The sequence below is a fragment of the Mucilaginibacter sp. GW822-FHT03E02 genome, from assembly GCF_058801545.1.
In genome coordinates this window covers 1,400,013-1,423,395 of the sequence record NZ_JBXANJ010000002.1, presented here as the reverse complement: position 1 = coordinate 1,423,395, position 23,383 = coordinate 1,400,013, and the positions used below count along the sequence as shown (strand labels likewise).

At 43.7% G+C, this 23,383-nt stretch carries 15 protein-coding genes; 2 read left to right on the top strand and 13 right to left on the bottom strand.

Annotation, left to right across the window (positions count from 1 at the left end; genetic code table 11):
* Positions 1-4 precede the first annotated feature (4 nt).
* From AC1RM2_RS32360 to AC1RM2_RS32315, 10 genes are all read right to left on the bottom strand, one after another.
* On the bottom strand, positions 5-991 hold the full coding sequence (locus tag AC1RM2_RS32360) for an alpha/beta hydrolase fold domain-containing protein (RefSeq protein ID WP_492989259.1): 987 nt from the start codon (positions 989-991) through the stop codon (positions 5-7).
* A 4-nt stretch (positions 992-995) separates the two neighbouring features.
* The gene (locus tag AC1RM2_RS32355) at positions 996-1,781 is read right to left on the bottom strand and encodes a rhamnogalacturonan acetylesterase (protein WP_492989258.1); all 786 of its coding nucleotides are present in this window, start codon (positions 1,779-1,781) and stop codon (positions 996-998) included.
* Between the two features lie 17 nt (positions 1,782-1,798).
* Complete coding sequence (locus AC1RM2_RS32350; RefSeq protein WP_492989257.1) at positions 1,799-2,740, bottom strand: alpha/beta hydrolase; 942 nt, start codon at positions 2,738-2,740, stop codon at positions 1,799-1,801.
* Positions 2,741-2,753: 13 nt separating this feature from the next.
* A complete protein-coding gene (locus tag AC1RM2_RS32345) occupies positions 2,754-4,415 on the bottom strand; it encodes a glycoside hydrolase family 28 protein (protein WP_492989256.1) in 1,662 nt (553 codons plus the stop codon).
* 789 nt (positions 4,416-5,204) lie between these two features.
* Positions 5,205-7,547 carry a glycoside hydrolase family 2 protein gene (locus AC1RM2_RS32340; protein ID WP_492989255.1) on the bottom strand — a complete coding sequence of 781 codons (2,343 nt, stop codon included), beginning with the start codon at positions 7,545-7,547 and terminating at the stop codon, positions 5,205-5,207.
* A gap of 13 nt (positions 7,548-7,560) precedes the next feature.
* Positions 7,561-8,583 (bottom strand): glycoside hydrolase family 53 protein, encoded by a 1,023-nt coding sequence (locus AC1RM2_RS32335; RefSeq protein WP_492989254.1) that lies wholly within the window; start codon positions 8,581-8,583, stop codon positions 7,561-7,563.
* A 74-nt stretch (positions 8,584-8,657) separates the two neighbouring features.
* A complete protein-coding gene (locus AC1RM2_RS32330; protein ID WP_492989253.1) occupies positions 8,658-9,722 on the bottom strand; it encodes a glycoside hydrolase family 53 protein in 1,065 nt (354 codons plus the stop codon).
* A gap of 42 nt (positions 9,723-9,764) precedes the next feature.
* Entirely contained in the window at positions 9,765-10,802 is a 1,038-nt protein-coding gene (locus AC1RM2_RS32325) for a glycoside hydrolase family 53 protein (protein WP_492989252.1), read from the bottom strand.
* Between the two features lie 9 nt (positions 10,803-10,811).
* Positions 10,812-12,323 (bottom strand): RagB/SusD family nutrient uptake outer membrane protein, encoded by a 1,512-nt coding sequence (locus AC1RM2_RS32320; protein ID WP_492989251.1) that lies wholly within the window; start codon positions 12,321-12,323, stop codon positions 10,812-10,814.
* A 19-nt stretch (positions 12,324-12,342) separates the two neighbouring features.
* Positions 12,343-15,459: a SusC/RagA family TonB-linked outer membrane protein gene (locus tag AC1RM2_RS32315; protein ID WP_492989250.1), complete on the bottom strand. Its 3,117-nt coding sequence runs from the start codon at positions 15,457-15,459 to the stop codon at positions 12,343-12,345.
* A 576-nt stretch (positions 15,460-16,035) separates the two neighbouring features.
* On the opposite strand from AC1RM2_RS32315, the gene AC1RM2_RS32310 reads away from it, so the two are divergent.
* Both AC1RM2_RS32310 and AC1RM2_RS32305 read left to right on the top strand, forming a co-directional pair.
* A complete protein-coding gene (locus AC1RM2_RS32310; protein WP_492989249.1) occupies positions 16,036-20,178 on the top strand; it encodes a hybrid sensor histidine kinase/response regulator transcription factor in 4,143 nt (1,380 codons plus the stop codon).
* A gap of 21 nt (positions 20,179-20,199) precedes the next feature.
* Positions 20,200-20,760 (top strand): DapH/DapD/GlmU-related protein, encoded by a 561-nt coding sequence (locus tag AC1RM2_RS32305; RefSeq protein WP_492989248.1) that lies wholly within the window; start codon positions 20,200-20,202, stop codon positions 20,758-20,760.
* A gap of 112 nt (positions 20,761-20,872) precedes the next feature.
* Here the strand turns inward: AC1RM2_RS32305 and AC1RM2_RS32300 are convergent, their stop codons facing one another.
* From AC1RM2_RS32300 to AC1RM2_RS32290, 3 genes are all read right to left on the bottom strand, one after another.
* Positions 20,873-21,262: a nuclear transport factor 2 family protein gene (locus AC1RM2_RS32300; protein WP_492989247.1), complete on the bottom strand. Its 390-nt coding sequence runs from the start codon at positions 21,260-21,262 to the stop codon at positions 20,873-20,875.
* A 68-nt stretch (positions 21,263-21,330) separates the two neighbouring features.
* Positions 21,331-22,221: an MBL fold metallo-hydrolase gene (locus tag AC1RM2_RS32295; RefSeq protein WP_492989246.1), complete on the bottom strand. Its 891-nt coding sequence runs from the start codon at positions 22,219-22,221 to the stop codon at positions 21,331-21,333.
* A gap of 85 nt (positions 22,222-22,306) precedes the next feature.
* The gene (locus tag AC1RM2_RS32290) at positions 22,307-22,888 is read right to left on the bottom strand and encodes a Crp/Fnr family transcriptional regulator (RefSeq protein WP_492989245.1); all 582 of its coding nucleotides are present in this window, start codon (positions 22,886-22,888) and stop codon (positions 22,307-22,309) included.
* Positions 22,889-23,383: the final 495 nt, after the last annotated feature.

Sequence of the window (23,383 nt, the reverse complement as noted above, 5' to 3'; positions counted from 1 at the left end):
GTGTTTATTTAAATATTTTGGTTAGAAACTGATCAATGTTGTTTACCATGGGGTTAAACCAGGGCTGATATAAACAGAAAGTGTGCGGCGTATCTTTAAAATTATCAATCCGTACATATACGCCTTTTTTATCCATCATGTCTTTAAATACATCACGACCGGCATGCATTCTGTCAACCGCGCTATTCAGGAACAGAAAAGGGAGCTTATTACGTTCGGCATAGGTGAGGGGGCTGGCCTCTGTCCAGATATCAAGGTTTTCGGTCCGTTTATAGCCTAACCACATAGTTGAGGCCGCAACTGTTTGCTGGTTTTGAGTTTCCCAGGCGTCGGGCGCCACAAAGGTGAGCGTGCCATCAATATCGATCACGGCCTGTACCGAACTTGAATAACCTTTATTAGAATCCAGCGTATCAAACTTATCTGAACCTGAAGTCATTCCTACCAATGCGGCCAGCTGCCCGCCAGCTGAAAAGCCCAAAACAGCAATCTTATTTGTATTGATATTAAATCTTTTCGCGTTAGCGTGCAGCCATTGTATTGCCGATTTGATATCATTCACCGCAGCCGGATAAAGCGCTTCGGTAGACAGGCGATATTCTACCGTAAAGCTGGCATAACCTAAAGCTGCCAAATGTTGCGCCAGCGGAATATGCTGTGCACGGTTACCCGAACGCCAACCGCCGCCATGTATGATAATGATTACGGGTGTGGGCTTTTGCTTAGCTGCCGATGGCGTAAAGGCATCAATATGCAACTCGCGGCTGCCCACTTTACCATAAACCAGGTTACGCACCTCAGTTACTGCTTTGGAAGGGCTATCCGGAACGATTTTAATGAATGGGTATTTCTTTACATTGTTTCTAAAATCGCGGGTAATGTTAAAAGAGGTATCCGGGGTAGCGGTTAGCCATTCCCTGGATTGCGCCGAAACTTTTGTAAATGCAAGCTGGCCTAAAGATAAGCCCAAAAAGAAGATTTTGCTTTTCATGATGCTACCTGGTTAATCCCCCATCAGATCCTACTACACGGCTGTTAATTTCTGGTGACAGCCTGCGCAAGTCTGCCAGTACAATCTCGGCCATTTTGCGGGCACCCAGTTCATTGAAATGGGTATCGTCTTTTTTCCCGTCGGGGTAATTGGGGTTTTCGCCGGGCTGCAGGTAATTGTACAGCCATTTAGACCCTTCGGGACCGAAGCGCTGTACCAGCGCCATACTTTCCTGGTCAAGATCTATCAATTGTACACGCTTTTCTAAGGCTACATCGCGTACAATCCGGGCGTAACGCGCATGGGTATCCGTTACTATGCCTGTGCTGTCAAAGCTGCGGCGTGTTACCGGGGTGATCAGTACCGGTATTGCCTTCTTGCTCCGGGTTTGATCAATATAAAGGATTAAGTTGTTTTTGAATTCCGTTTCTGTAGTTGCTGATTTTTTGGTAGGCACCTCATCGTTATGGCCAAATTGTATCAGCACATAATCCTCGGCATTCAAATTATCGGTGATCTGCTTCCAAAGGCCGTCAGTGATGAAAGTGCGGGTGCTGCGGCCATTTTGGGCCTTGTTGGCTACCACAACGGTTGAGTCGAAAAAAATTTTGAAACTCGTTCCCCAACCGGTTTCGGGATATGCACTTACCTTTTTATCAGCCATTGTTGAATCGCCTGCTAAAAAAATGGTTAACTTTTTTTTAGGCGGGATAAAGCTTAATGCTATGCCGCCCAGCATCATAATTGCCAGGCTAAACCGATAGATTTTACTTAGACGCGGTTTTTTCATGGTGATGTTATAATTAATTATTTGGTTGGCAGTTTTTCTGGGATGATATTCATTTCAATCAGCCACATTTCGCATAATTTAGTCCACAACTCAGTCGATCCAGGATTATTGCGCAGCGCTATGGCATGTGCGCCTTGCGGAAATGCGTGAAAACTTACCGGCACGTTGTTTTGTAATAGTGACTGGTAAAACATCAGGCTATTCATTGGGTTTACTGCTTTATCATTAACGGCACCGGCAATAAAGCATGGGGGCGTGGTGCTGCTTACGTTAAGCTGGGCCGAAAAATGCTTCTTCAGATCCTCAGTAGGGTTGAGCCCCAATAAATTTTTAACACTACCCGCATGTGCGTACGACGTACTGAGGTCGATCACCGGCGAAATGAGGATAGCAAAATTCGGACTGAATGAAACATGGTCAAGGCTATCCTTAATTGCACTAACATCGGTGGTTTGGGTAATTGTGGTAGCAGCAAGATGCCCACCCGACGATGTACCCATGATGCCGATCTTATCGGGATTGATGCCCCATTTTGCTGCATTTGCCCTGATGTGGCGAATGGCTCGCTGTGCATCCATCAACGGACCGATTTCACGTTGCTTCAAGTCGGGAGAGTTAGGGAGGCGGTAGTTAAGCACAAATGCCGAAACACCCATGGTGTTGAACCATTTAGCCAGTTGTAGCCCACTGATCACATAGGCAAGCCGCTCATAGCCGCCGCCCGGGCAAATAACCACTGCGGCACCCTTGTTTTCCTGTTTCCCGGGAAAGAACGCGTACACTCCCGGCAGCATTACCCTGTAGATGCGTTCATTAGCTACGCTGTCTGTAAGCCGCAGGTTTTTAGAGTTTGGGATATGACCATGCGGCCATATCTCCATAAAATTTTGTGCCTGTGTACGGGTTGAAAAGATCACTAATGCCAGTACGGTTAGTTTGAAAAGCAAATGTTTCACCATTTATCCTGTCGGATTATTTTGTCGTTGTTAATGCAGATTTATCCGCGCCATATTTAAATTCTGCCACCTGGGCGGCCGAACTGGTATTTGTGTGCAATAAATTAACCTGACCCATATACTTGCCATTAATACTCAGCAGCAGATCAGGTTTTGCCGCCGATACAAGGTTATCGATCCTGATTTTGTTACTGTTTTCTATATGAACCAACGGTCGGGTGGTTTTGCATTGCAGCATTACATTGGTCAGGCTAACGTCGCTGGCATCAATTATTTCGGCTCCGTGATCTGCCTTGATCGTAATATTTTCCAGGTGGATGCCCTTGATGCTCATTTCAGGCAGGCCACGGATGAGCATGGCCCGGTTGGCGCCATCGCAAACTACATTACTAATATAAAAATTGCGGAATTGAGGGGTTCCGGCGTCAACAGGTGGTTTTTCTTCGTCACCGCCGGTTTGGGCCAATGAAGGTGCCTTAGTAAAATAATACATATCAAACAGGATCGCATCGTGCACAATATTGCGCATGGAAATATTACGGATATAAATATTTTCAACCACGCCGCCACGCCCTCTTACCGTTTTAAAACGCAAGCCATTGTCGGTACCAAAAAAACTGCAGTCTGAAACAAAAATATCATGTGCGCCTCCTGACATTTCGCTGCCGATCACGAAGCCACCGTGGGCGCTGTATACCACATTGTTCTGGATCAAAATGTTTTGACAAGGGTTGCCAACTTTCCTGCCTTCTTCATCTTTTCCCGATTTAATACAGATTCCGTCATCTCCGGCATCAATAGTGCAATTAACTACCCGCACATTTGAGCAGGATTCAATATCCATGCCGTCACCGTTCTGCGCATTTGACGGATTGCGGACATGCACGCCATCAAATGTCAGATCTTCGCATTGCAGTGTATGAAGGCACCATGCTGCAGAGTTTTGAAACGTTGTACCCTGCAGCAGCACCTTTTTACAATTACTGAATACGATGAGGTTAGGGCGGAAAAAATCTTTTATCTCCTGGTAATCGTCCAGTTTTTTGCCGGTTTGTATATAGCCTGCATTCCGGGTGCGGGCACCTTTAGCATAGCTGGCCGAAGGGTACCAGGTACGGCCGTCATCGCTAAGCTCACCGCCCGAAGCGATGAGTGCTTTCCAATCGCGGTCGGTAATATTGTCTTTACCCATTGCGCGCCAAACCTCTCCGTGCCCGTCAACAATACCCTCGCCGGTAATGGCGATGTTCTGCAGATCCTTACCTGAGATGGGAGACTGATTGCGGATGGACTTGTGTCCTTCAAAGTTCCCTTCAATAAGGGCGAAACTGCTTTTATCAGATGTAAACTGTAATACTGTAGCCTTGCTGAGATGAAGATTAACATTATTTTTCATCACAACAGGGCCGGTTAACCAAAATCCGGGAGGGATGAGTACAACACCGCCACCATGCTCGCTACACGCGTTGATAGCCGCGTTGATACTTTGTGTATTAAGCGTGAATCCGCCTGCTTTGGCACCAAATTTTTCAATGTTAAAGGTGTCGGTTTTAAAGGATGGTAATTCGGCGGTTGGCAAATGTTGCCAGGAATAAACGGCGGTGTTTTTTTGCCCGCTCGCTGCTAAGCATAAGCAAAATAATAAAATTGCTAATAAGTTCAGTTTTTTAAGATGCATGTTATTTTAGGTATACGTTCATCCGCAAATAGCCGGTCCATAAAATATTGGATAGGAAAAAAATCCTTTTCAGAGAAACAGATCTATAGTTGGTTGAAACAAACATATTAACATAACCCTATCCGGAGGTTTAAAAATTGGTCTAAAATGTTCAATAATTGAAGTTTCTTTGCAATAAATCCAGTTTGTTTTGTGTTTGTTTGATCTATTAATAGATGGGGCACATTAAATGACAGGTGGGTTTGGACAATTGATGAACCGAATTTTGCCGAGGAGGATATGATGATTATCAATACTGAACTGAGAAAACTTATAAACTAAATCCGCTGGTAAGCAATATAAGATGGATATTGCGGGAGGCTTGACTATGCGATTCCCTGCCGAAAGTTTATTCAGTTGTGTAAGTTGAATCATTAAAACAGTTAATTGTATGTAAGATTATCGGCACGATCAATGTGTTTCGGAACGAATGGTTTGATATTTCGGACTAAGGGGTTATGTTGGTGAATTTGCAACCATGACTGCTCAAAGCTAATCGAGCTGCTGTACAAGTTGAACTCATCTTTAAGGATACCATTCATCCCAGGCTGTTGTAAAACAGGCGCACATTAGCTTTGGTGGCAATAACTCTCAGCGCGGATTTCAGTTTTTGATTATTGATTGATACGCGTTTTTTAAAAATCTGCTGAGCTTCAGCAAACTGAAGATTAAAATGACCAGCATCCTGATTTGTGTCCAAATAACTTAATGTAGCTATTTACCCGGAATATGAGTAAAGTGTCCATCAATTTAGTTCACTAATTGAACAGCAGTAATTAAGCCGGTTGCTGAAGCTGAAATGTTTACCGGGTCTGAGTTTCCCAGTGTTTTTATAAGAAAAGCTGCAACGCCGGCCTCTGGAGCTATTTTTTGTTCGCCAACAATTTCTCCGCCGCCTGTTAACGCCAAATGAACCTGTTGTTTTCCGCCAGGGATAACCGTTCCGTTTTTATCAACTATTGATGCATAAACAAATATTACATCACTTTTCCCAACAGCTGTTATTCTTCCACTATAATCAACTGTAAGTTTAATGGCATAAGGCGTTAACGGAGTCTGGCGTTCGGTATGCTCCACCACTCTACCATTGATATACCCTTTAGCGGTAATAACGCCTGGTTGATATGCAACATTAAAAGTAAATGGAGCATGCGTTAAGTTATTACTCATTTTGCCGGTATCGGGCTTTTGTTTGCAGATTGATTTACCGTTTAAAAACAGCTCTACCTCGTCGCAATTGCTGTACACCGTCACACTCTTTGTGGCAGGATTGTTCCAGTAGCCGGCTATAAATACCATTGGTTTACTTTCACTAACATCGCGCTGGCTTTGGTAAAAGTAATACGCAAATTTGGGCAGCCTGAAAATATCCATAATACCCGATGATTCAATATCCGGGGCATAGCCGCGTTTATAGTCAAACATGAGCCAGGCGGCATCACCGGTAATGTTCCCGGCAAGGTTATCGTTATGAGCTTCCTGGAAATTTGCAGCCTGTTGCAGCATCCGTTTTTCACCATCGCCACGTAACTGGCGCGATGTTTTTTCTTCGTCGGTAAGGTCTTTATATTGGGTTTGGTTAAAGCCTGCATTTTGGGCATAGTATTCCCAGTCGCCATATTCGGCAATGAAAATTGGTTTGCTATTAAATTTTTTCCAGTAATCGGGTGCTTTTGCATGCTGGCGGGCGGGGATAAATACATCATACACCGCATTCATCCAGCCGCACGTGTAGGTATCTGCATAAGGTAACTCCTGGTGAACAATAGCCTGCGCCTTTTCCATGTAATCGCGTTTCATTTCTGTTTCATTCAGCGAAGCTTCCCATAAAATAACGGAGGGGTGGTTCCTGTCGCGATGGATCAGATCCGTTATGTTTTGCAGGCTGTTTTGCTGAAACGTTTCATCGCCAAAAAACTGCCATCCGGGTGTCGAGTCCATCACAAAAATACCCAGTTGGTCGCAGGCATCTAAAAACGCGGGCGATGGCGGATAATGCGAGCATCGTACAAAATCATACCCTGCCTGTTTTATTTTATAAGCATCGCGGTACTGTGCGTTATCTGAGAGGGCATAACCGATATAAGGATATTCCTGGTGACGATTGGTTCCGCGCAAAACGTATTTACTGCCGTTAAGGTAAAATCCATCGTTTTTAAAAGCAATTTGCCTGATACCGGTTGATGTGAATACAGCATCTACTATCCGGCCGTTATTAATGATCTGGATTACTATTTTATATAATTGAGGATGCGATGGCGACCATAATGCCGGATTTGCAACCGATATTTCCTGCTGTAGTGAGGCTGTGTCTTTTGAACTGATACTGGCAGCGATAACATGCGCCGGGCCAACTAATTTTCCCGCAGGGCTGTACAAGGTGGCTTTGAGCTGTATACGCTGTTTTATAGCCTGGTCGTTTTTTATCTGTACTTTAATTTTTAGTTGTGTCTGAGTTGCAGATATATTACTATAATGTAGCAATACTCCGCCTCCGTTTACCTGACTGGCATTTACCGCATCGGTTATGTAAACCTTGTTTTTTTTGATTAGCCAAACGTTACGGTAAATACCGCTATAAAAGTTAAAGTCGAGGTCTTTAATAGGTTTCCCTGGCGGGATAACCGGGTTATCATGATTATTGAGCCTGATAAGCAGGCAATTTTCTTTTCCGTATAGTGCTTTGCCGGTAATATCGATATATAAAGGCAGGTACCCTCCCTTATGTGTCAGCAGATATTTGCCGTTCAGGTAAACATCGGCCAGGTTCATAGCGGCATCAATGCGGATAGCGATGTGTTTGCCTGCGTCATTTTTATCGAGCGTAAAAAACTTGCGGTAAAAACAAAAGCCCTGCCACTGCTGGTTTATTTTTATAACGGTTTCTATATTGGCGGTATGCGGCAAGCTAATTTGCTGCCAGGCCATACCATTATCATCATGGTTAAAAAGTTGGCGGCTGATGCTGGTATCGGCATCTTTAATAAACTGCCAGTTGTTGTTGAATAGCGTAGTTGAACTTGTTTGATTACTTTGTGCCCGGGTTATAGCGGCACCAAAAACAATAATAGATAACAGGAAAAATTTCTTCATTTAAAAAAAGAGGTTACTGACTGATGTGATAGTCTTTACTAATGTTGGTATAGGTTTTTATATGATCGTTTGTGTTGCCTTGCTTATCAACAAAAGTTTCGCCCCAGCTAAATGGCTCCCATATAAAAGAGCCTTTAACTTTATTGCCTGGTAGCGACAAAGCTATGTCATTTACCTCGCGTTTGTGCTGTGAGTATTCGGCTACTATAACATCCTGCTTGTAGCGGGTGTTCAGGTCGGTAAGATTTTTCTTCAGGCTATCGGGGGTACCGTGCCATTCGGGGTAGTAAGATTCGCCGATGATATCAAAGTTTACTCCACGCTTGAGCATATTATCCAAAAAATACCTCGACTCGGCATTTTGGCCGCCGCAGGCAATATGGAGCATTATCCGGATGTTACCATTAACAGCTTTTACACCGCTAATCCCTGCTTTTAAAAAGCCAGCCAGGGTATCCAGGTTTTTAAGTTTGCCATCGGGCCATAAAATGCCGTGGTTAATTTCGTTGCCCACCTGTACCATATCGGGCAGGGTGCCTTGTTTTTTAAGTTCCTTTAAAGTAAGGATAGTAAATGCTTTGATGGAATCCTGCAATTGTTGGTTACTGAGCTTTTTCCAGGCTGCGGGTTTGTATTGCTTGCCCGGATCGGCCCAGGTATCGCTGTAGTGAAAATCGAGCAGGAAACCCATGCCGGCTGCTTTTATACGCAGTGCCATTTTTTTGGTATCCTCCAAACCGCAAAAACCTTTAGGAGAATAGCCACTATCGGCCTTAGGGTTATTAAAAATACGTAACCTCACGTAGTTAAAGCCATGATCTTTTAGTAATTGAAAAGGATCTTTAATTACGCCATCATCATAAAACTTGCGACCCTCGCTTTCCAGCTGTGGAATAAAGGAAATATCGGCCCCAAGAATTTGCTTAAACTTAACTGGTTCGGTATTTGGCGATGATTGCCTATAGGCCGATAAAGCACAAACCGTAATTAAACCAGCTGCATAATATTTTAACCTGCTTAAACTCACTTTATGCATATTACAATTATTAATGTCATTTAAAGGTATCAATAAGCGGACGCATTGATGAACAAGCGCCCGCTTATTATATTTTAGTGAACAAAGGCGTCCATAGCTACGGTTGGTTTACCGCTGCTATCAAAAGCGCCCAAGGTGTAACCCTGCCAGCTGCCATAAGCTTCAGGCTCCCAGTAAAACACGCCTAAGCCGCCAGATACCGATTTTGTTTTGGTGATCAGATCGGTAAGGAACGATTTGCTGGTAGTGGGTGAATTTACATCCATACCTGCCTCGCAGATCATTACCTGCTTGCCGTAGCGGCTTACCATGTCCTGCATATTGGTAAGTACCTGGCTGTTTATTGAAGCCCAGTTGCTGGTTGATGGATATACCGAAAAACCGCAGATATCCCAGCTGGCTCCGTTGGATTGCAAGCCATCAAAAATCCAGCGGGTGGTGGTATTGTTAAAGCCGTTGGCTACATGCACAATTACCTTTGCTGACGGAAAAATTGCTTTTGTAGCATTATAACCACAATTAACCAGCCAGGCAAAGTTTTTAAAATTGGTAGCCGATACCGATGCGCGGCCGTCCTGCCAAAGCATACCGTCGCTGGTTTCGTTGCCTACCTGAACCCAGGTTGGCGTAATGCCATTGGATTTTAAGGTATTTAAAGTATTATAAGTATAGTTATAAACCGTATTCATTAAGGTTGTAAAATCCTGGCTTGCCCAAGCTGCAGGCTTGGTTTGATGACCGGGATCGGCCCATACATCGCTGTAATGAAAATCTATCAGGATACTCATTCCCGCTGCGGCGGCCCTTTTGGCCTTAGCTACCACATCAGCGGTGTTGCACCAGCCGTCAGACGGGTTTACAAAAACCCTTAAACGAATTGCCGTAATGCCCTTCCCCTTTAAAATGGTGAACAGATCCTGCTGTGTGCCGCTGCTGTTGTAAAACTTTTTGCCCGCAGCTTCCATCTGCGTTAGCCAACTGGCATCCGACCCATAGGCAAAGGTGGTGGTTGCCTCTGTTTTCAGTTTCGACGCTGTGGCATCGGGCGTTGCAGCGCTTTGTTGTTTAGCGCTCTCTTTAGTACAACTCATACTTAAGCAAAGCATAATTGCTGATGATAGTGCCGTGATCTTCTTCATAATTTGATTGTTTTTATTTGGTATATTATTTGGTTAATTTCATTACTTAAAGGCGTCCAACGCAACCGTTGGCCTGCCCGAAGAATCAAAGGCGCCCAGTCCATAACTTTGCCAGTTATAAGCCTCGGGCTCCCAATAAAAAACACCTAATCCCTGGTTGCCGCTTACGGTGCTTACCTTGGCCAGCAAATCGGTTAAAAAAGCCTTACAGGTAACCGCCTCACTTGCAGCCATCCCCACCTCAACCACCATAACCGGTGAACCATACCGTGCAAACATATCGTTCATATTAGCCAGGCACTGCTGGTTATAGGTTTGCCAGTTAGTTGTTGAGGGGTAAAGCGACATGCCGATAATATCCCACTTTGCGCCGTTGGCCTTCAACCCATCAAAGAGCCAGCGAAACAATGAATTATCGTACCCATTTGCCAGGTGTACAATTACGGGAGTGCTTGAGCTTACCGATTTTACAGCGTTGTAACCGGCACTAACCAGCGCCGCAAAGTTGGCCATACTTTTTGAGGCCCTGCCGTCTTCCCATAGCATGCCGTCGCTGGTTTCGTTACCAACCTGTACCCAATCGGGCGTAATGTTTTTAGCTTTAAGCGCGTTCATTACCGATAGGGTATAGGTACTCACGGCATCTTTTAAACCCGCAAAATCAAGGCTTTGCCAGGCAGCCGGCTTAGTTTGTTTACCGGGATCGGCCCAGGTATCGCTATAATGCAGATCGATCATGATCTTCATCCCCAGTTTTTGCGCACGAACGGCCTTAACAACCACGTCATCGGTATTACACCAGCCATCAGCGGGGTTCACCCATGCCCGTAGCCTTATCGCGTTCATCCCTTTATCCTTCATCAGTTGCATGCATTCCTTTCGCACGCCATCGTTGTTGTAAAATTTAACACCTGATGCCTCCATTTGGGTAAGCCAGCTTACATCGGCCCCTTTTATCAGGGCCGATGTTGTGGTTTTGGTAGTATCGGTGGTATTTGTGGTACTGCTGCCTTTATTATCCTTTTTGCAGGATACCATTGTAAGCAGTAGTGCAAGCCATAAAATGTTTTTGCCTTTCATCGCGGTTTTTTAATAGCCGGGTGTTTGCGTCAGTTTGCCTTTGCTGGCCGTAATTTCATAAGTAGGTACGGGGAACAGGTATGGCCCTGCTGTTTTACCAACAGACGACAATGCATTTTGCCATTGACCATGCCGTACCAAATCCATTTTGCGGTACCCCTCAAAGTAGGTTTCCCAGCCTTGTTCTTTCAGTATCCAGCTGTCAAATGATGCTTTGCTTACTGTTGCCGACGCCGGAACATTGCCTATGGCAGCACCACCGTGTGCTAAACGTACCTGATTAACCAAAGCAATAGCTTCGGCAGTTGGGCCGCTGTTTTGGTTAATAGCTTCGGCAAGCATCAGTATTACATCGCCCAGGCGAGCTTTAGGGATATCATTACCCTGGTAAGCATTTAATGATGCGCCGCCATTATCCGGATATTTTGCAACAACCGGCCCCGATAAACCGTTGGCCTGGTTGCGTACAACGCCGCTTTTATTGGTATAACTTGCTATTAACAGGTTCCTCCGCTTATCGGCGGCATCAAATGAATTGTAAAATGCCCAGGTACACGATACAGGAGCATCGCCGCCTGCAAATGAATCATGTACGCGGTTGCCGGGATAATCTTTAGGATAGGTATAAAAATCCCATGGGTTAAAACTGCCATGGTTTTCGTTGCCGTCCTGATCTGGAATACATGATACGGCCCACATAGTTTCATTGTTTTTCTCTGTTGATTCATTGAACAGGCTGGCATAATCGGTAACCAATGAATAGCCCATAGTAATAATCTGCCTGCCAATTTTCTCGGCATTAACGAAATCTTTTTCGTTCATGTAAGTGCGCATTAACACTGTTAGCGCTATAGCCTGGTTAAAGCGGCCATAATCTGACGGCGTTTTTGGCAAATTGGTCGCTGCATAACTTAAATCGCCAATAATTGATGCCAGGAAAGCTTCCCTTGTTGGCCGCGTCAAATCGGTTTCGGCTGTGGTATTTATCTTGCTTGCATCCAGTATCACGGGTACAGGGCCATACAATTGCAGCAGGTAATACATATTCCATCCGCGCGACATTCGTGCTTCGGCTATCAGTTCCTTTTTGGCATCATCGCTGATGGTTGATTTACTGATATCATCAATAATCTGGGTAATGCGGGTCACAAACCTTATTTTTTCAAAATGGTTATTACCTGTGCCCTGGTTAGCCAGAAACGTAAAGCTGGCTGTACTAAACTGGGTAAAGATGCCACCCCAGCCGGTCCAGATGTTTAACTGGTCTGTTGGGTAATCAAACATCATGATATCGCCATACTCGGGGCTAAACCAGTCGTTTTGATATCCTGCCGGGTCATTGTAACCCCATTTGGATTGAAAGGGTTTATATACCTCGGTAACATAGTTTACAAAGTCAGCCTCGGTTTTGGGAAAATTTGTGGTTGATAGCGAGCCGTAAATTTGTGGCTCCAATCCTTTTTTACAACTGCTTACGGTTACCGCCGCAGCTATTAAACATATGGTTATAATTTTTTTCATGTCGGTTACTGATTTGGAATTAGAATCCGGCTTTTAAGCCAAAAGAAAACGTCCTGAACATTGGGTACGGCGCATAGCCTCCTTTAACACTGGCATAGCTTACCTCCGGGTCAACTCCTTTGTATTTAGTGATGATGAACAGGTTTTGCGCATCGGCAAAAACGCGTACCGATTTGGTGAACTTATTAAGCCATGGCGAGTTGATGGTGTAACCCAATGTAAGGTTACGGCAACGCACAAAATTGGTGCTTACCAGGTTAATGTCTGTTCCTTGCGGTAACCCGGTTGCGTTTTCAATGTAATTTACACCAGGCCTTGTGCCGTTTTGGTGTACAGATGTCCATACATCCTGGGCCTGGATAGTGCCGCTTTGGGTACTTGACGCTATGCTTACAGGATCGCCCCATGCATTATTGTAATTGATAGATTTACCGCCAAACTGGCCGTAAAAGAAGATGCTGAGGTCGAATTGTTTGTAGTGAAAATCGTTACCGAAACCAATACTGATCTTAGGATCGGGATTAAGTTTATAGATATCGGCTCCGGTTAGTTTACCATCACCATTGGCATCAACATATATTGGCGAGCCGGCCAGGTTTGCTCCGCCTGATGTGGGCTGCGAAGCAGGTACCGTTTGCCCTGCCTGTAGTAAGCCTTTGGTTTTAAAATAGTAAATCTCATCAACCGGGTCGTTAACGGCCTGGTAGGTTACACCCTGGTAACTAAGCAGGTTATCGTACACAAAGCGGCTTTTCCATTTGTAGGTGAAATGCGATACGTTGATGGCCGAATTCCAGCTAAAATCTTTTGCTTTAAAGTTTTGTGTAGAAAATGAAATATCATAACCCTGCCTGTATTGGTGCCCGCCATTTACCGGCTGGGTTGATAGGTATGAAAGCGGCGCGGTTGGCCCTGTGGTGCGTAACAGGTTGGTAATATCATCTTTAAACACATCAACCGAACCGGTGATACGGTCATTAAAGAAACCGAAATCAAGGCCAATGTTTTTGTTTTCGGTTTTTTGCCAGGTTAACTCGGGATGATCGATAGCATAGCGTGCTATGGTTACATAATTGGCGCTGCCATTGTTAAAGAAAAGCGTATTGCCATCTGGCGCGTAACCACCATAGCCTACCGAGCCAATAGTGCTGCCCGTAGTGCCCACACTTGCGCGCAGTTTAAGCTGACTTACAAATTCCACATCTTTCATGAATGATTCGTTCTTGATTTTCCAGCCCAGGGAGATAGCCGGGAACGATGCGTACTTTGTATTAGGGAAAAACAGGCTGTAACCATCGTACCTGTATGATAAAGTAAGCAGGTATTTATCTAAGAAATTAAAAGAGCTACGTGCAAAATACGAACGTGTTTTGCTGGCTGTTTTAAGCGAGGTAATGCCGATGTTGGCGGTTTCGGCAGATAAGTTGGTATTACCAATAACATCGGCACCACCAGCTCCCTGGCTTCCAAAAGCGTTATAAGTATTCTTGTATTGACCCGCGCCTGCAACCGCATCAATATTTAAAAAGCTGGTTACATCCTTTTTAAAAGTAATCGTAGCCTCTAAGGTCTGATTTTCGCGGTTGTTGTAGTTTAACGATGCCCTTGACAGGTTTTGCGAAAAGTAGAAAACCGTGCTTGGAACAAAGAAGCTGCGGTTGGCCGCCTCATAATTATCGCCAAACAAAATATGACCGGCCAAAACGCCGGGAATAACTTTAAAATCGGCAGATAAGTTGGCGTTTAATGAATGGTAGCTGGTATTATCCTGCACATCAAGCAACGATACCGGGTTGGCAATTACGCCGTAACGGGTATAATTACCATTGGCATCACGTACCGGCACGTTCGCTGGATAGCCCAGCGCGGCCTGGATAATGCCAAAGCCCTGCGAACCCGAGCCGCCTGTTTGCCCGCCAGATGACGAGTTGATATAGCTGTTGGTATTGCCGGTAAAATTTGCATTCAGCGTAAAGAATTTAGCGGGTGTAAATGACAGATTGGCCCGGCCGGTATATTTAGTGAGCCCAGCGCCCTTTAAAGTACCTTCTTCGTTATAGTAACCGCCAGAAAAATAGTAAGTAGCTTTTTCGCTACCGCCGTTAATATTGATTTGGTGATTGTTGATTTTTCCTGTTCTGAAAATTTGCCCCAGCCAGTCTGTTCCATTGCCGGCGGCAGCAATATCGGCATCAGAAAATTTGGGAGCTGGCACACCTGATTGTGCATTGGGGCCATAAGGCTGCTGCAATTTACCACCCAGGTATTGGTCAACAACAAGCTGATTGTACAAGGTTTCGTATTGGTTGGCTTTAAGTGGCTGCAGGTATGGATAGTTTTTCTCAAAAGAGTAACTTCCGTTATAAGTGATGTTCAACCTGCCCGATTTACCTTTTTTGGTAGTGATGAGGATAACACCGTTAGCGGCATTTACACCATAAATAGCAGCGCTGGCATCTTTCAAAACTTCTATAGATTCCACATCATCGGGGTTTAAACCTGCCAGGCCGCCACGGCTTACACCATTGGTTTCGCCCGCAATGGTGCCGTTCCCCGGTTCCAGGGCATCGTTGGGGAATATCACTCCATCTACAACGTACAATGGGTTACCACGGCCCCTGATGGAAAGGTTAATGTTACCGCCCGGCTGCGAGCTGCCCTGCGAAACCTGCAAACCCGATGCACGGCCAAACAACAGCTGGGGGATAGAGTTATTTGCTGCCTGCGGAATTTTCTTTGGATCAACCTTGGTTACAGCCGTGGTAATATTTTGGCGGGTAGTTGTACCGTAACCAATCACCACAACTTCGTTGAGGCCGTTTTGCTTGCTGTCTAAAACAACATTTACTACTGCACCGGCGACTAAAATTTCGCGCTGATCATAACCCAAACCACGAAAAAGAAGCACCGCGCCATTGGCTGCTTTTATAGAAAACCTGCCCGAGGCATCAGTAGCGGTTCCCTGTTGGGTTCCTTTAATAATTACCGTAATGCTGGGTAAGGTACTGCCATCATCTTTAGCGGTTACAGTACCGGTAACGGTTTGCTGGGCATAAACACCGGAGATAGATAAAGTTGCCAGCGTAAATGCCAGCAAACAAAACCGCCTCCAAAAATGGAAAGTAGAATTTTGCATATGTATTAGTTTAATTGGTTTTGAAAAGACCTTTGTCCTGTTGATTGGAAAAAGCCATTGGTTTATTGTACAAATGACAGGTATAAAACAGAAAACGACTTGTCCAAATCATTATACTTTTGGTTCAAGCTGTTATTTTTTATAGATAAATCTTGAGTGTTCTAAAGAAATAAAAAGGGCAGGTGAATGTGCGGTCCCTTAATTGGGAACAAGGAAAGTTGCGGTTAAATAGAGGAATCACCCGGTTTGGAACCCAAAAGTTTTGCCTCTTGATAGCCACTATTTTTCGTCTGCTGTTGCGGTTTTGTTGCGGTTTTGATTTTATGGCAATTAATAACTTGTTGATTATTAGGTATATGAAATTTTTTACTGTTTCACCTGTTGCGAACGCAACAGTTTTGGATATATAGAAATGGATACACACGGTAGCCTCCGGAAAAATCTTTCGAACACCCAAGATAAATCCGGGGTAATAGCCGTTAACAGCTGTGTTTTTAACATTTATTATTTAATATTGCTATGGCCAAATACAACCAACCGATAACATCCCGCTTATAATTTATTTGCGCAATAACTATGTTAAATGCATTTGCTGCTCTATCTAAAAAAAAGATTGTTTTAAGGCTGATAGCTTTGATATTGACGAATGTTTTTGGCATTTTTTTTCCTGCCTATTCACAAGCCCCCAAATTACAATTCAGCCATATCAACTTTTTCCAGGGTTTATCAAACAGCACTGTTGAAGCCATTTATCAGGATCATCGCGGATTTATGTGGTTTGGCACCCGCGATGGTTTAAACCGCTATGATGGTTACCAGATTACCGTTTTTAAAAACCACCCCTCCGATACTGCCAGTATCAGCGACAATTACATCCGTTGTATTTACGAGGACGGCAACCACGAACTTTGGATAGGTACAAGTAATGGATTAAACAGGTTTAACCAGTTTAAAAATAAGTTTACAAGGTTTAGACACCTTATCGGCGACGAACAGTCTGTATCCGGCAATACCATAAATTGTATTTATAACGACAGGCAGGGCAACTTGTGGATAGGCACTGCCGATGGGTGCTTAAACCTATATCTGCCCAAAACAAATTCATTCGCGCATTTTTATAATCAAACCAAAAGTGCTGTAAATTATATTTATGAGGATAGTAAAAACAACTTATGGATTGGCACCGCCAACGGGCTAAACAGTTTTGACCGAAACAAACATACCTTTAGCACCGGCATTCTTTTGCCTGGCCGTAACCCCATTGATTTGCCCGTGAATGCCATACAGGAAGATCATCAACATAATCTTTGGCTGGGGATTGAAAATGGTGGTTTAATGGCACTTGATTTTAAAAACCACGCGGTTAAGCGTTATCAGCACCAGCAAAACAACGCGGGTAGCCTGGCCAACGACCAGGTTAAATGCCTGTTGGTTGATCGCAAAGGGAATATATGGGCCGGTGGTATTAACGGTGGCCTAAGTCTTTTTAACCCGCAAAATAATTCATTTGCCAATTATCAAAATGAATCTGAAAACCCCGGCAGCTTATCGCAAAGAACGGTTTCATCAATTTTTGAGGATGATCAAAGCAACTTATGGGTAGGTACGCACCGCGCCGGCGTAAATTTGTATACGCCTAAGGCCAATAAATTTAAGTTGCTGCAAAACGAGCCCGACAACAACAGTTTAAGTTACAATGATGTCAGGACTTTTTGCGAGGATGAGCAACACCAGATCTGGATTGGTACCGATGGCGGCGGCATCAACGTTTACAACCCTGTAACAAACACCTTTAAGTATTACCGTAACAACCCAGGCAACAGCCAAAGCCTTGCTGCCGACGCCGTACTGCACATTTATAAGGCCGAAGAAAAAAAAGTATGGGTAAGTACCTGGGGCGGCGGGTTAAATTGCCTGGATAAAATCACGGGCAATTTCAGACGGTTTACCAATAATCCCGCTGATCAAACTACCATCAGTTCCAACTATGTTCAGCAGGCTATTAAAGATAGCGAAGGTAATTTTTGGGTAGCCACCTATTACGGTGGCCTTAATTTGATGGATGAGCAAACATACAAGTTCAGGCGGATTAAAGAAGCACCCGATAAGCAAACCCGGTTGTTGGGCAACAATATTGTTTCGCTTAATGAAGATAAGCATAAAAATCTATGGATTGGCACCGACGATGGCGGCTTGAACTGTTATAACCTGCGGACCAAACGGTTTAGTCATTACTTTAATAACCTGGAAAAGTTACCCGATTTGCGGGTTATTTTTATTGACCATGCGGGAAGGGTATGGCTTGGACAAAACGGCCTTTACCTGTTTAATGCAACAAAAAACAAGTTTGACATTTATACCGATAAAGCAGGCCTGGCAACAGCTACTATCAAAGGTATTGAAGAGGATAGCGCCGGTAACCTTTGGATATCGGGAACAAACGGCTTGATAAAATTTAGCCCCAATAGCCTGCAATTCACCAGGTACAACATTGCTGATGGCTTGCAGGGGCAGGAATTTGAGGCCAATTCATCATTAAAGGCGAAGAATGGCAATCTTTATTTTGGCGGGGTTAACGGACTCAATGTTTTTAACCCGGCTTCCATTAAAGCAAACGGGTATATTCCGCCGGTTTATATTACCGGTTTCCAGGTATTTGATAAAATGATCTTGCCAGATACGCCAGGCTCGCCTCTGAGTAATGATATTGGCGTAACCAAAACTGTAAAGCTTAACTACCGGCAATCGAGCATAACGCTGTATTTTGCAGCACTCAACTACACAGCCACCGAAAACAACAAATACCGATACCGGCTGCAGGATTTTGATCCCAGCTGGCATGTTACCAACGAGCGTAAGGCTACATACACCAACCTTGCTCCCGGCGACTATACTTTTATCATCACAGCAGCCAATAACGATGGCGTGTGGAACACCAAAGGCACATCATTAATTATAACCATCACACCTCCTTTTTGGGCCACCTGGTGGTTCCGTATTATAGTTGGCTTGATTTTATTGCTAACTATCTATCAATTACTCCGGTTTAAAAAGAATCTGGACCTGCAACGTTTGGAAGAATCGCGGAAGGAAGAGATGCACCAGCTGCAATTACAATTTTTCACCAATATCTCGCACGAATTCCGTACACCGTTATCGCTGATATTAGGTCCGCTGGAGGTGCTGTTGCAAAAAGGGCAGTCGGCATCCAGCCAGTACTACGAGGTCATGTACCGCAATGCCAACCGCCTGTTGCTGCTGATCAATGAGCTAATGGATTTCAGGAAGGTGGAAACCGGCATACTTAAACTGAACGTGATGCAAGGGAACCTCCCGGCTTTTATAGCGGAATTGGCCGCGGAATTTAAAGATGCGGCAATTCAAAAAGACATCGCATTAGATGTTACTTCGGTAGGAGAGATGAATGCCGCCTGGTTTGACAGGCAGGTGTTGGAAAAGATTATGCTCAACCTGATCAATAACTCCTTAAAATACACGGCCGACAGAGGTTCTATCACGATAGAAGTATTGGACAGCCTGCACAGTTTTAAATCGCCTTATGAAAACGAGCTGATCCTTAAAAACAATTTCAGGGCAGGCAGGTATGCGTACATCCGTATTTCTGATAACGGTATTGGCATATCCAAAGAATCTATTCAGCACCTTTTTGAACGTTATTATCGCATCACCGAATCGCATCTCGGATCAGGCATTGGCCTGGCATTTGTAAAAAGCCTTACTGTTTTGCACAAGGGCGATATTTATGTGTACAGCCAGCGCCACCAGGGAACAGATATTATTATTGGCCTGCCTGTTTTAGAAACCGATTACCAGGCAAACGAAAAATGGACAAAAAACACGCAGGAAGGCGGCACCAGGCTGGAAAGTATCCAGGTAGACCTGCCTGTTCCCGGCGGGCAACTATATCCCGAAAAACAAGAACCAATCGGCACTAAGCATCAACACCGTATCCTGATAGTTGAAGATAATGACGAGATCAGGGCATTTATCAAAAATTCGTTGAGCAACCTGTATATCATCACCGAAGCGGCCGATGGTAATGCAGGTATAGCAAAAGCAAGGGACGAATTCCCGGACCTGATTATCAGCGACGTAATGATGCCGGGACTTAATGGAGTTGAATTTTGCCGTATTATTAAACAGGACATCAACACCAGCCATATCCCGTTTATTATGCTCACGGCCAAAACCAACCTTCAGGCCGAAATTGAGGGGATTGATTCGGGTGCAGATTTATATTTGCCTAAGCCTATTAGTATAAACTTACTTACCTTATCTATCCGCAATATTTTTGAGCAGCGGCAAAAGCTAAAAGACCGTTATTTAAAGGATCACCACATTGAAGTGCGCGAATTGGTGCACTCCACAAAAGATAAAGAGTTTTTAGATACACTTTTAACCTTCATTGATAAAGAACTAAGCAACCCGGATCTTGACGTAGAGCAGCTTTGCGGAGCAATAGGCATGAGCCGTACAAAGCTCTATCATAAAATCAAAGAGATCTCGGGCCAGGCGCCTAATGAGTTTATCAGGAGTATCCGGCTTAAAAAAGCAATCGAAATATTGACCCATGAAGATGTGCTGCTCACCGAGGTAATTTATAGGGTGGGCATCCAAACCCAATCGTACTTCACTAAGGCGTTTAAAAAAGAGTACGGTAAAACACCGACCCAGTATATTAGGGATTTGATGAGCTAAAAGAAATAAAGTGTTAATGATATGATAAAAGATATTTTCGAAAGACTAAAAGCGGGAGAACTCGTCAGGCTGGATGATCCGGAATTTTTCAGGGTAAATGAGGTGGTCAGCCGCACACTGGCTTTATCACCGGCACTCAATGCAGCAACCAGCGTAGAGGAGGTTAGAACGAAACTTAGCGAGATTATTGGCACCGCGCTGGACGGGAGCACGACCATATTTGCGCCGTTTTATACCAATTTCGGTCGCTTCATAAATATCGGCAAACATGTCTTCATCAATCATGCCTGTTCCTTCCTGGATATGGGCGGTATCACCTTAGAAGACCACGTACTCATCGGTCCGAAAGTGAATCTGATTACAGAGAATCATCCGCTTGATCCGGCAGACCGGCGAGGGATGCTATGCAAACCTATTTTGATTAAACGAAATGCCTGGATCGGTGCGGCTGCAACCATTTTACCCGGTGTGACCATTGGCGAAAACGCCGTAGTTGCAGCTGGTGCGGTCGTCAGTAAAAACGTTCCGGATAATACTGTTGTCGGAGGCATTCCCGCAAAAGAGATCAGGACAATTTTTTAGGTAATTGAAATTGGGAAGCTGGTTTAACACCGGCTTCCCAATTAAATAAGGTATTCCTTAGCCAGGTAATTTACCAGATGCTCAAAAGCAATTAAAGCAATGGATGCGCTTATTACTTCATGGAATTGTTTACGGATTGGCTATCAACAAATTGCTCAAAGCTTGTAATTTTCCCGTCTTTCAATTTCCAAATGTGTGCTACCCTTGCTTCAAAATACTTACCGGTGGCTTTGTTGGTACCGGTGTAAGTGCCATAGGCAACCACTTTATCATCGCAGGCAACATACTCTTCAGGCGTAAATTTATAATCTATCCATTCGCTGCCTAAGCGGTAAAAAATATTCCTGGTAACTTCTTCTAAACCAATATAAGTACCGGCATAGGGAAAGCCCTTAGCTTCGGTCCAGGTGATGTTTTCTGAAACATATTTAGCCAGGTTTTTACCGTTCTCTTCAGAAGTTTTCCCCTCGTATGTGCTCCTTATGATTTCTAAATTTGTCATTTTGTTTTTATTTAAAGAACAACCTGACAGCGCGATAAACATTGCCAGGTTGAACAGGATGGATAATTTTACCATTTCATTTCGCCCGTGTTTACTTTGGCACCAATTTGTAAGGCGATGTCGAAAGTAAGCGCAGGATATTTTGCTTTTAAGGCGGCAATCAGCGCCGCTGATGTTTTGTTAGTTTTCAAAGCTTCTTCGTAGAACTGGATATAATCTTTTGTATGCTTTACAGCGCTTTCGTCAAAGGGACTTGCAGAATTAGCATGGGCAGGAACCACTATAGCCGGATGTAATGCTTCAATCTTGTCTAAAACAGTGATCCATTGTTTCCGGACTTCCGTTGTTTGTGCATCAGCCATCCAAAGATTGAAAGTGGTTCCAAAAACATTAATACCACCTATCACGGCTTTGATGGAAGGTATCCAGACAAAAGTTTTAGCCGGAAATTCTTCCAAGCCAATGACCTCTAATTTCTGGCCTTCCAGGTCAATGCTGTTTCCTTTCAGCACTTGCGGTAAAACAACGTTTGAAGTGACTTTATTACCCAATTGCCCACCCCAAACATCTAATTTCTTTTGAGCTGTCGCTTTAATGTGCTCTACTGTTGCCGGTGAAGCATAAGCGGTTACTTCCGGGAAATATTTTTTTAATACTTCCAATCCGAAGTAAAAATCGGGGTCGCCGTAAGAAACATAAATAGCGGTTAATTTTTTACCTGAATTTTTGATTTCCTGGGCTACCTTTTCGGCGTCTGCCAGGGTAAACTGTGCGTCGATCAGAACCGCATCAGTTTTCCCTGATACGATGACCGAAGCTACACCAAAACTATTTTCTGATGCGTTGTAAACCTGTAGTTTAAGATTGTTTGCTTCAATAGTTTTGAAACTTTGTGCCTGTACGTCCATTTTGAATAAGATTAAGATGATTAAAAAAGTTGCTGAAATAACTGGTTTCATTTTTTGTTGTTTTTAAATGACGATGCAAAGATGCGGTCATCAAAAGCCTGAAAAGGTTGAACAAGTTCAATAAATGAAATTCAGCTTATTTTTTATGGGCGATCTTATTTCTTATTTTACTCAAAAATTCGTGACTGATGCCCAGGTAAGCTGCGATCTGAAGATTAGAAAGGCGCCTAAAGAGTTGGGGGTATCTTTCTATGAACTCAGCATAACGTTGATCGGCAGTTTTACCTAAATTATCGATCATTCTTCTTTGGAGGGCAACATGGGTCTTTTGGGTCATTACCCGGAACAGCTTCTCTATTTTGGGCAAATTTGCATAAGCAAACTCCTTGTCTTTTTTTGAAATTAAAAGCACTTCACTATCTTCAATAGCTTCAATAAAAAGCTGCGACGGTCTTTCATTAGTAAAGCTGTCAATATCCGTAATCCACCAGTTTTCTATGGCAAAATAGAGTATTTGTTCTGCCGCATTTTTGTCAATATGATAAACCCGGAACATTCCCTTGGTAACAAAGCCTTCAAATCTGCAAACTTCGCCCGCTTTTAAAAGTATTTGTTTTTTACTGATGTTTTTCAATTCGAACAATGTAGTAAAGCCGGAAAGTTCCGCCTCTGTAAGATGGACATGTTGTTCAATATGATCGCATAACAATTGGTACATAGTAATCGTAAATTATAAAATAAGTACTGTTTGGGGCCATAATACGGCTTGTTTGGGCAAGTTACGGATTTGTGCTGAATGAGCAGATCATCGTTTATTTACCTAAAGGTAACTCCTTTCCTTTAGCTAACTGCTTACTTTTGTACGGTATGAAGATCAAATTTTGACCAGCAGTTAATGCACTAAAACAGATCAAATGAATTGTAAAAAATAATAATTTCCTATTGGGTTTCTACCGTTTTTGTGGCCTGCGGTAAAGTTAGCGAAAGACCTGTACCTGGGGTGTTCGAGCTGGCAGATGTTATTTAGTTTATCGCGGATAAAAACCGATGTAGTGCTGCCGAAATTTTTACAAAACTCATCTATAAGACAGAATACCGGTATTTTTTTGCCTTTTTATCACCCTAAATACACCTTGTAAATAAAGCTGATTTCACCCTGTTTTGCCCTTTATATTTAATGGAACTTTGATAAGCCAATAACCAACGCAACCCA